This window comes from Mycoplasma sp. AC1221 (assembly GCF_054353815.1).
The window spans coordinates 1-12,828 of the sequence record NZ_JBTHHH010000016.1; the positions used below are offsets into that span (position 1 = coordinate 1).

The 12,828-nt window shown below is 29.5% G+C and carries 11 protein-coding genes; 1 reads left to right on the forward strand and 10 read right to left on the reverse strand.

Annotated features, from left to right (window positions below):
- The 4 genes from ACXYRK_RS03185 to ACXYRK_RS03200 form a co-directional block, all read right to left on the reverse strand.
- On the reverse strand, positions 1-679 hold a 679-nt coding region (locus ACXYRK_RS03185), incomplete at its 3' end, for a restriction endonuclease subunit S domain-containing protein (RefSeq protein ID WP_458618036.1).
- 75 nt (positions 680-754) lie between these two features.
- Positions 755-1,405 (reverse strand): deoxynucleoside kinase, encoded by a 651-nt coding sequence (locus ACXYRK_RS03190; RefSeq protein ID WP_458607466.1) that lies wholly within the window; start codon positions 1,403-1,405, stop codon positions 755-757.
- Positions 1,396-2,070 carry a deoxynucleoside kinase gene (locus ACXYRK_RS03195; RefSeq protein WP_458607465.1) on the reverse strand — a complete coding sequence of 225 codons (675 nt, stop codon included), beginning with the start codon at positions 2,068-2,070 and terminating at the stop codon, positions 1,396-1,398. Before ACXYRK_RS03195 ends, ACXYRK_RS03190 begins: the two co-directional genes overlap by 10 nt.
- Before the next feature lie 216 nt (positions 2,071-2,286).
- On the reverse strand, positions 2,287-2,709 hold the full coding sequence (locus ACXYRK_RS03200; protein ID WP_458607464.1) for a hypothetical protein: 423 nt from the start codon (positions 2,707-2,709) through the stop codon (positions 2,287-2,289).
- A gap of 97 nt (positions 2,710-2,806) precedes the next feature.
- On the opposite strand from ACXYRK_RS03200, the gene ACXYRK_RS03205 reads away from it, so the two are divergent.
- Positions 2,807-3,385: a thymidine kinase gene (locus tag ACXYRK_RS03205; RefSeq protein WP_458597615.1), complete on the forward strand. Its 579-nt coding sequence runs from the start codon at positions 2,807-2,809 to the stop codon at positions 3,383-3,385.
- A gap of 40 nt (positions 3,386-3,425) precedes the next feature.
- On the opposite strand, the gene pgmB is transcribed toward ACXYRK_RS03205, so the two are convergent.
- From pgmB to ACXYRK_RS03235, 6 genes are all read right to left on the reverse strand, one after another.
- Positions 3,426-4,088, reverse strand: coding sequence for a beta-phosphoglucomutase (gene pgmB, locus ACXYRK_RS03210; RefSeq protein WP_458597614.1), 663 nt, complete (start codon positions 4,086-4,088; stop codon positions 3,426-3,428).
- Positions 4,081-6,459, reverse strand: coding sequence for a glycosyl hydrolase family 65 protein (locus tag ACXYRK_RS03215; RefSeq protein ID WP_458614046.1), 2,379 nt, complete (start codon positions 6,457-6,459; stop codon positions 4,081-4,083). The genes pgmB and ACXYRK_RS03215 overlap by 8 nt, the downstream gene beginning before the upstream one ends.
- 7 nt (positions 6,460-6,466) lie before the next feature.
- Positions 6,467-8,101, reverse strand: a complete 1,635-nt coding sequence (locus ACXYRK_RS03220) for an alpha-amylase family glycosyl hydrolase (protein WP_458614047.1) — start codon at positions 8,099-8,101, stop codon at positions 6,467-6,469.
- Complete coding sequence (locus ACXYRK_RS03225) at positions 8,082-10,103, reverse strand: alpha-amylase family glycosyl hydrolase (protein ID WP_458614048.1); 2,022 nt, start codon at positions 10,101-10,103, stop codon at positions 8,082-8,084. Before ACXYRK_RS03225 ends, ACXYRK_RS03220 begins: the two co-directional genes overlap by 20 nt.
- Positions 10,104-10,308: 205 nt before the next feature.
- Positions 10,309-11,016, reverse strand: a complete 708-nt coding sequence (locus ACXYRK_RS03230; RefSeq protein ID WP_458597610.1) for a GntR family transcriptional regulator — start codon at positions 11,014-11,016, stop codon at positions 10,309-10,311.
- Positions 11,017-11,039: 23 nt separating this feature from the next.
- Positions 11,040-12,800, reverse strand: coding sequence for an alpha-amylase family glycosyl hydrolase (locus ACXYRK_RS03235; protein WP_458618038.1), 1,761 nt, complete (start codon positions 12,798-12,800; stop codon positions 11,040-11,042).
- Positions 12,801-12,828 lie beyond the last annotated feature (28 nt).

Here is a 12,828-nt window from a genome sequence, read left to right on the forward strand (position 1 = left end):
CACTCAAACCACTATAAAATTTTCCTAACTCTCCCAAAAGATCCTGTTCTCAAGCATGAGTAAATTCTGAGAAACGAATATTAGGAAATTTTGAGTTTTGATCAGGAAACATTTTAGATAGCAATGTAGACTTGATGTTCATTAAAAAGTCATATTTTCGCTTATGAAGTGAAAGGAAGGAGTCTAAGGAAATGAAAAGATGAGAGATTTTTTGTTGTTCATGCTTTGATGTAGTCTTCAACAAATTCTTTTCAAGCTCATTTAAATTAATATTTTTTCCTTGTCTTAATCCATAAGTTAAAGGAACAAGAGAATTTATGAACTTACTACTTTTAAAGACATACATTCAAAAATTTGGATGATGTTTATCTATATCTCTAAATCTTAGAACATTGTAAACAGGTGATGTAAGTCCTTCAAATTTAGAAAAGGCTAAACCACTATTAAAAGACGAAAGATGCAAAACAAAGTCGTTTGGTAGAACCCTTTTAAAACTCTCAAGTGATTTAACTTTCTTTTTGGATTCTTTTAGTATCATCCCGTAATTAATTGATGCGGTTAAAAGTGGTAGATAAGCAAAACCTCTCTCGTCTACACGAAATAAAATTTGTCCAAAAGCATCTTGTTCTCACTCATCTTCAAATCCATTAAACCTCAAACTAGGTACTTTTTTGTCCATTTCTATCCTTTCTTTTTATAATTATATTTAAAAATATCAATTTTTAAATAGACAAAAATAGATATCAAATAATATCTATTTTTCGTAAATAAATAGATCTATAATCTTTGTTGCTTCTTCAAACACCTGATGGTCATCTAAATCATTTGTATTAATTATTTTATAAGGAATATTATATTTTTGCACCAATTTCTCAAACAAAGGACGATATAACTGATGTAATCTTTTAAAATAATCTATATTCAAATCAAAGTTTTCAATTTCAACATCTCTACCTCTTTTTAGGATGCGATTTTTAATTACATCAAAATCAGCATCTAAAAAAATTGCTAGATCAGGGTTATCTTTTAAATCTATAATATAATCGAACAAAGCATTGAATGCATTTAGATACTTTGATGGTTTTTGCTCAAGTGTAACAGTTGCAAAAATATGATGTTCAACATTAAAGCGATCTAAGAAGATGTGGTGCTGTTTATGATTATGATTTTTTAAAAACTCTGATTCAGCATTCTTAAATCTTTCTGAAATAGATTCAATGATGTATGATTGAAATGCAATGTCGATATTAGGATATTTTTGATAAATTCATTCTAAAAAAGTATTAAAAACATCATCATTGGAATCTAGTTCTTCTAATAACATTGAATTTTGATAATGATTAGCAAGTTGTTTGCTGAGTGTTGATTTACCACATCCAATCATTCCACTAATTGCTATTTTCATACTCGCTCTTTTGCTTTTGATAAATCAAAATTATCAATGATTTCAATTGCTTTTGCTAAAACTTCTGCTTCTGTAAGGTTGTTGGTATCAACAATAACATAATTTAGATGATATTTATCAGCTTGCTTGATAAATAAGTCCTTATAAACCCTATAAAGGTTTTTAAAGTAGTCTTTGTTCAGCTCGTAATTATTTATTTCAACTTCACGACCTCGTTCAAATAATCGCTTTTCAAAGGTTTCATAACTCATATCTAAATAAATTGCTAAATCAGGAATTTCTTCATCTGTAATCATATGTTCAAATAAAGCATCATAACCTTTTAAATAATTTCTTCCTTTAACTTTCAAATTTACATGTGCAAAAATATAATGTTCAATGCTAAAGCGATCTAAGATTAAGTGATTATTTTTTAAATCGTTATGTTTTGCAGCAAATTCTGTAAATAACTCTTGTAGTTTAGTTGTATGATTTTCCACAACATAAGTCTGTAAAGCCATTGTTAGGTTAGGTTTCTTTTCATACAATCATTTTAAAAAAGTATTGAAAACTACATCGTCTTTATCAAATTCATCTAAGATAACAGATGTTTTATAATGTTCATTTAATTTTTTGGATAATGTGCTTTTTCCACTACTTATCATCCCACTAATTCCTATTACCATTTTTCCTCCTGTGGTTTTTAAGTATAGCAAAAAAACAAATGCAAAACTAGCAATTAATTAAAAAGTTGATTAAAATTAATTATAAAAATTATTCATTTTACTTTTTTATCTTACTGATAGATAAAAAAGTTTTTGAAAAAGTTTCATAATTAAAAATTATCTAAATCATCTTAATTTAGATAATCTACTGAATTAATATTTTCATCGCTACTTCTATTAATTTTGTGGTTCTGAACTTTTTGCAGTTCCTTTTCCCTTAGCAATGTTTTGTAATTGCTCTAATAAAGTAGCATTACTTTTTGGATATTTTGCATCTGCTGCAGCATATTTTGCTGTATAGTCTGGAGTATTTTTGTCTAAATGCATAGTTTCTTGGTAAAATGCTAATGTATCTGCAACAACATCATCTGCTACATCTTTTAACTTATTTTGCATCTCAGTTTTTGCTTCAGTTTCTTTGCTTTCTATAAAGTTATAAGTTTTTTTAGTTTCTGTTAAAATTGCATTTATCAAATTATTTTTTTTGCTAGATTCGGTTGCTTTTGCTTTTTCACCTGAACCACAAGAAACAGCAGCGGCAACTGGAACTAACGATAAAGTAGCGGCAGAAAATGCTCAAATTTTCTTTTTATGTTTCATCTTTTTTCCTTTCTTGAAAATTTTATCAAAATTTGATAAAAGATATTTAGGAATTTTATAAAAGTTTTATAATGATATAACACACTTGAAAGGAAGAATGAACTTAAAAAGACCAGAAGGAACCTTAGAAGTAATTACTGGACCAATGTTTTCAGGTAAAACTGAAGAATTACTTAAAAGACTTAAAATTCTAGAAATAGCAGAAGTAAAAACAATGGTATTTAAACCACATTTTGATACTAGATTTGATAAAAATAAAATTGTAAGTCGCACAGGAGCAAAAACTAAAGCAATTGTTATTAAGCAATCAAAAGATATTATTGATCACTGAAATCCTGAATATCGAGCTGTTGCAATCGATGAAACTAATTTTTTAGATGATGGAATTTTTGAAGTTATCGATAAATTAGTATTAAGTGGAGTTAGAGTAATTGTAAGTGGATTGGATATGGATTTTTTAAGGCGTCCGTTCGGAGTTATGCCTGGTTTACTTGCGATCGCAGATGATATATGTAAGTTAAAAGCGGTATGTTTACAATGTAAATCTGATGCAGCCTTTTCATTTCGTAAGGATGTGAACAACGAGTTAAATGTATTAGGTGATAGCGAATATGAAGCACGCTGTCGCAGATGTCATATTTTAGGTGAAAAACAAAAGTATAAGAAAAGAAAATAATTTATTTGCCTATAAGCAAATAAAAACAGACATATGTCTGTTAGTTGAATTTTGCTAAAATAGTATCTAAATTTAATTGCGATGTAGATGTTAAAACAATATCTGCATTTTTAAATTCTTCTGCATTTGCTGTGATTGCAACAGCTTTCATCTTTGCATCTTTAATCCCTTGAATTCCAGCAACTGCATCTTCGATTCCGAAGCACTCACTTACATCTAAGGATAAACCTGCTGCAGCCTTAATAAAGATATCTGGCGCAGGTTTACCGTTCTTGATATCTCCCGGATAAACAATGTAATCAAAAAGGTTGATAATACCTAATTTTTCCAAGATAGTAGGGGCATTATAACTACTTGATGCAATAGCAAGTTTTAAATTTTTATTTTTTGCATCGGATAAAAATTTTGTTATCCCTGGTAAAATGGATTTTTCATTAATTTGTGTTTGCAAAAGTTCTTTATAGAACAAATTTTTTTGTTCACTTACTTCTAGTAATTTTGAATTATTTAGCTGCAAACTTGGTTTTTTAAGTTTTAAAATAGCTTTTAAGGTTTCGATGCGTGGTAAGCCACGCAAAAGTTCATTATCTGCAAAAGTATAATCGATATCAAATTGTTTAACAACTTTTGCTCAAGATTGATAGTGTAAAATTGCTGTATCAGTAATCACCCCATCTAGATCAAAAATTATTCCTTTAATCATGGATAACCTCAAAAGTTTGTGGATTTTTATTTATATTTCTTTTTTGTCCATTGATTCAGATATAACCGTTAAATTTAGTATCTAAAATAGTTCTAATGCTAAAGTTTTGTTGATTTAAAACAACTTCAAATGCAGCATTTTGGTATTTAAATCGATATGTAAGTTTACTTCAATTTTTTGGAAGCAGTGGTTCTAGATGTAATGCATCATTATGTCAATTTAAACCTCCAAAACCAAAAACAATCATATGATAAATTGCAGCTAATGAACCAGCATGAATTCCTGCATCGGATGTATGCATTGCAGGACCTAAGTCCACATTGATTCCATATTTAAATAACTGGTAGGCTTTTTCAATCATTTTCAATCTTACTGCTTCGATGGTATATGTAACAGGAGACAGCGATGAATCGTGTGTTGTAACAGGTTCATAAAAATCAAAATTCGCTTTTCTTATTTCTTTAGAATATAAATGTGGTAGGATGTTTAACAGCAAAATAACATCGGCTTGTTTAACAAGTTGACAAGAAAGTAACGCATTTCCTTCTTGGGTGTTAAATAGTTTTTTGCCTGCATCACCTAACATCTGAAATGGTAGAACATTACCACGATGTAGTTGTAAAAACTGGTCATTTTCAGCGATAACTAAATTCTCATTTGGTTTTTGTTGCTTGAGTTTTTCTGAAACTTCTTTAAGTTTTGTTACATTAATTGGGTAAGGAATTTTTGATTTAATAATAGCTCATCAATAAGGTTTTTTCTTTTTTAATAAATTTATATATTTTAAAGCTAAATCAATATTGAACTTGGCTAACATATTGATATAAGCACTATTATCAATATTTCCTTTATATTCATTTGGACCCATTACATCTAGAATATGATAACTTCCATCACTTTGTTTTTCAGCACGTGATGCATAGAAAATAGCTGTATCGATAATCATTTCATATCCCATTTGTTCCATGAATTTTTCATCACCAGTAATTTTATAATATTGATTTACTGCAAAAGCAACATCAGCTGAAACATGAATTTCTTGACGACGTGAAGCGATGGGAATTTGTTTACCGGTCATCACATCAGCTTGACCTCAATATGGACATACCTCGCCATCAGTTGGTCATGCCATTTCTCAAGGGAACTGTGCCCCTTTTAAATTACTTTCTTGAGGTCTTTCTTTGATTTCTCTTGCTTTTGCACGAGCCCCTTCAATGCCTTTATATCTATATGTTAGTAAGTTTCGAGCAACTTTAGCTCGATTGAATAAATAAATTGGATTAATAAAGAACTCGGTATCTCAATATGTATGTCCTTGATAACCTTCACCTGAAAGTCCTTTAGCACCCACATTTAAGTTTGTTGAATGTCTAGGTACAAACCCGTTTAGATGAAAGATTGCAAAATCAAGAGCGAGTGAATCGTATTTGCTTTCTTCATCGCCTTCGATTTTGACAAAGAACTCTTTTCAAACTTGAGAATGCATTTTTTCAATTGATTCATTTTTAAGTTCTTCATATGATTTATTAAGTAGTTGCTGATGTTTTGTATTTGCATTTTCACGAACAACTTTTTTCGGTAATAATGAATTTTTGCTATCAACTGATGTATGAACCGACATTAATTTTTCTAGTTCAATTACATCGCCTGCTTTAGCATTTAATTTGATTTTAAAACCTACATAGCGACGCTTCATTTCGATAACATAGTCGTCATTTCCACCCCTAATAAACTCACCATTTAAATAAAGTTTGGTGATAAGGTTATGAACTGCTCAACGCTTAGAAAGTGTAGTACACTGCTCCATTTGCAGTGATTCAGTAGTGATTCGGGTTTTTGCACCTTCCCCAAAATGTTGAGTTCCAGAGTTGGTGACTTGTGCATTAATAGCAGGTTTGATAATAATTTCTATATCTTTATTATCAGTTGTTTCTAAAACTTTAATCTTAATTTTTTGTGCATAAACATTCGGATCATTTCTAGAAACAAAACGTTCAAAAATAAAACAGTATTTTCCGTGATCACGTTCTAATAAGATCTTACGTTTTAAAAAACCTTCTCGAATGTAAAGTGTTTTATTATACTCGTCACGGTTTTTAACATCAAAAGTTATACCGTTAATGATAATAGGAGTAGTCATTAAATCTGCTAAATTTACTAACTCAGGCGAATCGTCTTTGGTATCTTTATTAAACATCCCGTTAACAAAAAAGTCTTCTTTGTTATATGATGCTCTTTCTTCGTCTGCGCTCCGTATTCCCATATATCCGTTACCTAATGCAAAGATGCTTTCAGTTTTTGCAGTTACTGAACGGTTGAATTTAATTTGACTAATCCGTTTTTTCTCTAAATCGTATTTTAAAAAATCCATGTTTTCCTTAATTAACTTTGATTAATACAGATTCGTAAGGACGAAATGTGTTTGTTATTGGTTTATTATCAGCATATGTTGATAAAATTTGTTGTCCTGTATTGATTTGTTCAAAAATTTCTTTGTTTGTAACATTTAAATATGCAATTAATTTTGTGTCTTGATACTCGCGAACGATTTTAATAAGTCCGCTGTAAGTAATTTCAAGATGTGAAGAACCTAATACAAAAACATCTCTATATGTTGTTTTACGCATTGAAATAAGGTTTTGATAAAAGTAAAAAATACTATTTGCATCTGCTAATGCAGTTTCAACATTGATATGTTCACTGTTTCTACCAAAATTGATTCAAGGTTTTGAACCTGCATTAAATCCGGCATTAGTTTGCTTGTTTCATTGCATTAGCGATCTTCCTGCATCGCGTGAATTGATATTTAGATATTTGATAAACTCTGATTCGCTATAAATTTTATTTTTATCTACTAAATCAGCGAATCCATTTTCAATATCGCAATCACGGAATTGAGATCTGTTATCAAAATGGGTATTTAATAAACCAATTTCTTCACCATAATAAATGCAAGGAATACCTTTTAAAGCAAAAAGCATTAGAGCATAAGATTTGGCTGCTTCGCTATGAAAAATACCTTCATCTCCCCATCTAGAAATGCTACGTGATGTATCGTGGTTAGATAGAAAGTTGGTAAACATTTGCGTGGTAATGTTGTGATTGTGTTGAAAAGGTTGTTGCTGATAAACAAACTCTTTATAGTCTCAATTAGCATCATATCCATTTCTACCTGTTTTTCTACCCCATCCAATTCATCATCAAGCAAAATTGAAGTAGTTTTGTGAAACTTGATTATCACCTTTTGCATATTCTAATAATTCATCTGCTGTTATTCCTGAAGCTTCCCCTAATGTGTATGCATCTGGTTTGTTTTTAAATGCTTGTTCATTGAATTTTTTAAGATATTCAACTGCTCCATCACATCAAGCAAAATAAGGGTTAGCAGCAACATTATCAAAGGTTTTTGCTACATGTTTAATAGCATCAAGTCGAAAACCACGAACACCTAAATTGTATCAAAAATCTATAACATCAGACATTGCATCAATGGTATTTGGATGTGCTCAGTTTAAATCAACTTGTTCTTTTGAAAATAAGTGAAAGTAGTATTTTTGAACACTTGGAACATATTCTCATGCAGAACCACCAAAAATACTTTGTGCTTTTGCTTCTTCATCGGTAAGTTTTTCTCTTCAAATAAAGTAGTTATGTTCACTGTTTTCAACCGATTCACAGGCTTTTTTAAATCACTGGTGTTCATTTGAGACATGATTTAGCACAATATCCATAATAATATCAATTCCATATTCTGCAGCTTTTGATGACATTAATCTAAAGTCTTCTAAGGTACCAAATTGTTTTCATACTGATTTATAATCAAGCACATCGTAACCAGCATCGACGAAGTTAGTGTCATATGTTGGACATAATCAAATAGCATTTATTCCTAATTTATGTAGATATGGAAGTTTTGTGATAATCCCTTGTAAATCCCCATCTCCATCGTTATTCGCATCATAAAACGATCTAGGGAAAATTTGGTAAATAATTTTATCTTGCAGTTTTATCATTTCTTACCTCTAATAATACTGTTGAGTGCGGTGATAAAATACCATTTTTATACTCAATTTTTGAGTTGAATAAAACTTTTAAGTCTTTGTCATAGGTATATTCTTCATCAGAGAAGTTATGAATTACCTGAATAACTTGTTTTTGATAAGTTATTTTAAAAATTATGATTTTTTTTAAGGTATCAACATCAATAAATTTAAGACATTGGTTGATTAATCTATTGCTATGGAGTCTAAAAAATGAAGTTTTATTACGGTATTTATTTAATTTTTTAAAGAACTCAAAAACATATTTTTCAACTTTTGGATTCTTTAAATTTTTTCATTTAATTCCATTGGTGTAGTCAGTTGTTTTATATGAATTTGACTGGTATGCAGACTTATCTGGATAATACTTAAAATCATCATAGGTTGATACCACACAGCGATCACTTTCGCTTCCTGATATATCACAGGGTTTACTTTGAAGAAGTTCTGTTCCGGCTAAAACAAGTTGTTTTCCTTGAGTAAATATTGTCATCATTAAAGCTTGTCGATACATTTCAATACGTTGAATTAACGATAAATCATTAGTTGTAGTGTTAATTTTATCTCATAAAGTCATACCATCGTGACATGCTGCATAAGCTAAATTTACTGAAATATCATTGGCAAAAAGAGCATACGGATCTTTTGAATAATATATATTTCCAAAATTGTAATCCTTAATGCCACCTACAATGCTTGTTACATATTGACGAAATAGTTCGATATCAAATTTTGAAATTAAGCCAGGTGCATATTCTGAGTGTTCATCACCTTTGATAGCATTACGAACCGAATCGTTAAAGTATCCAAAAGCAATGTCATTTCCGGTTACTCCTTTGATGTAGCTGATGTCATGTTTTAAATCACCACATCTTCAGGCTTCACCGTGTAAGATAAGTTTTGGATTTATTTTACGCAGTTCCTTAGCAATTTCATTAAATGTTTCAGCATGCATAAAGCAAGAAAGGTCGAAACGAAAACCATCAACTCCGAATTCTTCGACAAAATATTTTAGCGAATCTAAAATAATTCGTTTTACCATATATCTTTCATCAGCAAGGGGTGGATATGTAACAGGTTTAACCTTAGCATTATCTCGATAATAATAACCAGGTAAAACATTATCATAGATGTTGTTGGTCATCATATGATTATAGACAACATCTAAAATAACTCCAACTCCTTTTTTATGTGCATTTGAAACTAAATTACGGAATTCAGCGATTTTTGCGTATGGATCTTTAGGATTACTGCTGTATTGAGCATTTATTGCAAAATAATTATGAGGATCATATCCTCAGTTGTAATTAGTAGTTCATCCACTTCCTTGTCCTTTTTTAAGGATGTTTTGGTTATTTTCATTTAATGCATATGTGCTATGAATAGGTAGAAACTGCACGTGTGTGATACCGAGTTTTTTGACATATGAGAATAAATCTGCTTCTAATAGAGCATTAAATGTCCCTAGTTTACTTTTAAACTCTTTTTGACTTTTTAAACTAGTAAAGTCACGAACATGTAACTCATAAATTAATGCATCGGTGCTATTATTAAGTTCGGTAGCGAATTTTTTAGGAACAGAACCTGCTTTTTTTGAATTTATATTAACCAATGCTCCATAACCTACTTTATCTTCTTTACCTTCTCAATCAAATGCAGCCAATGAAATAGCATATGGGTCTAAAGCATTTGTAATGCTACCATCTGAATGTCAAATTTTATATTGATAAAAATATCCTTCAAAATGTAATGGTATTTGTGTTTTTCAAACTGTATCTATTTTTAATGAATCAAATTTTTGAACAAATTTTAAATTACTATCATAGAGCATCACTTCGACTCTTTGAGCAAGTGGCTGTCAGAGCTTTAGTTGAATATGAAAGTCTAAAAATTTAATTCCTAAATCAGGTTTTTTATATGCATATTTTTCATCAAAATCTGCATAAAACCTTTTGTTTTTATTCTTAATATTCATATGCAATATTATAAATTTATTTTGTCTTTTTTAGGTATAAATTAATAATTTTCTTGACATATCAAAGAGATAATTTTATGCACCTAAAATATAATAAAAAAATTAAAAACAGCATAAAAAATGTGCTAGTTTTTAACTTTTTTTCAATAAATCAAATTTCTTTTATTACTAAGAGCAAGATAAAAAATAAATTTTATTTTAAAAATTATACATATAATGAAAATTCTTGATGATAGAATTTAAAATGTTCGGGTTTTATATAATATTTCCCTGCTATACAAATGCTATCGCTGTCATAACCTCAAAAAGCAATAACAACCATGTTATCAACACCAAATTTATTTACTTTTTCATATTTTAATTCATAAACAATATTTTTTAGACTATGTCGATCAATTAGAATGTTGATAATTGGTGTTCTAGTATCAATAGGTTCAAATTCATCAATGTTTTTAGTAGAAACATATATATCACCTTCAGCAATAATCTCACCTGCCTTTTGATAGTTCATTTTAAAAGAACGATGTCCATCGGTAAAAATAATATTTTTATCTTTAAATCAATTCGGCAAGGTTTCCTTAGTTTCACTGCCAAGAATTCTATCAACCCCGATCAAATAACTTATAGGTTTAATTAGGTTATGAAAATTTTCTGCTACAAAGTGGCCTCGTTTTGAAATAGAGTAAATTGCACCAATAGAAAAAAGTTTCTGATAAGCAGATACCACAACAGAACGTGAACAATTAAATCGATTCATAAGTTGATGTTCAGAAGGCATAATCATATTTATAGGAATTTTTTTAGTCGAAATTAAATCAATTAAATACTTAATCAAATTATTAGTCTTGGTTTGATTAAGGTTTGTTTTTTCATTTGTGTCTTTTTGATACTTAACTGGACTATTCTTTTTCATAAATATATTTTAACAAAATAAAATTATTTTCTAATTAACTTGAAAATAACATATCCACCTTGTTCGATTCAGATTCTTCATGATTCGTTTTTTGCTTTATATAGCAAAATTTGTTCAAAGTGATAATTACGAGAAATTTTTAATAAATCAAGTTTTTTATGTTGATAGTTACAAAAAGCAAATAATAAGTATTCTTTTTGTTGTCCTAAGTCTTTTCGGATTATAACACTGTTATAATCAATTGTATCAACAAACTCATAAGGATTTGCTATCGTATCAGCATCTGTTAGTGATAAAAATGAATAATCTTTTCTTAGTTTTGCCATAAACTGAATTAGTTTGTATGCTTGTCCTTGTTTGCTTTGCACATCAGCGCTTTCTAAATTAAGTGCTGATGTAAACATTATATGATCTCCAAAACTTTCTTTTACTTTCGGATCATAAATAAAGCAGTTATAAGTATTATTTTCCCATTTCATTGGTTCTCTTAAGGTAGGATCACCATAATATCTAGTTGAATAATAATAAAGTTCATCTGCTGCATAAATAATAGGTGTGGCAGGTAACGCTAAAAGCACAAATAATGCAATATTTAGTGCTTCTTTTTCTGATGTTGTAAGATTATCGTTAAATTTATATCATTTTTTCTTACTGATTTGACTGCGATATACTTCAAGTCATCTACGCACATCATGGTTATCTAAAAACGGGATTCATTTAGCTTTTTGCGATGTATTTTGATATTCAATTAACATATTTTTTAGTTGATTATATTCAATTCTAACATCTGGATTGTGTCTGAAAAATTTTCCACCATCATAGATTGTATCTAACCCGATGTTACCATCTGCATCCTTTAAATACATTAACCCTTTGACAGCATCTGAATTAACTCACTCACCCATCATAAACACTTCTTCTCTGTTTTCTGCATCAGTAATTTGTTTTGATGCATCCCTTAGAAGGTGAAAAATTTTTGCTTCATTAAAATTGTTTTTAGTTTCAATTTCACTTGAATAATATTCTGCAAAAGCATCGTAACGAAATCCATCTACACCAACAGCTGTTCAAAATTTTTGAATATGAATCAGTTGTTCAATAACTTTATAATTATCTAAATTTAAATCAGGCATCCCGTAAGAAAAACGTGCTAAGTAGGTTCGATTAGTTGCATTTATATCTGTGGTAAAGGGATATTTGCTTTTTATTTTCTCATTATCAACTTTAACATCTGAATCATATAAATTTATATCAAGACGATAAAAGTCACTGTATCCATCATTAGCAAGTGCTGCTTGAAATCAAGGATGTTCATAAGAAGTATGATTGAATACCATATCTAAATAAACTTTGATTCCGCGTTCATGTGCTATGTTTAAAAAATCAATAAAAGCATTCATGCCACCCAATCGTGAATCAACATTGCAATAATCAATAACAGAATAGCCGTGATAACTTGACGCAGGATGGATTGGGCTTAATCAGATTTGATCGACTCCGAGGTTGCTAATATATTCGATTTTATCTTTTAAACCGATAAAATCCCCGATTCCATCATTATTTCCATCAGCAAAGTTATATATTAAAACTTGATAAATTATGTTGGTATTTTTGTAATTTTCTAACTTCTTTGCCTTTGGAGCAGTTAAAAACAGATTTTTATAGTCTGTATGATATTCATAATCGACGCGATTGTTATCTCATGATGCAGCAGTTTTAAAAGGTTGTTTTTTAAGCAAATATGAATAATATAACTTGTAAAAAGTTTTACTAAAAGATTTCATAGGAATAAATGATATCATAATGGATTAA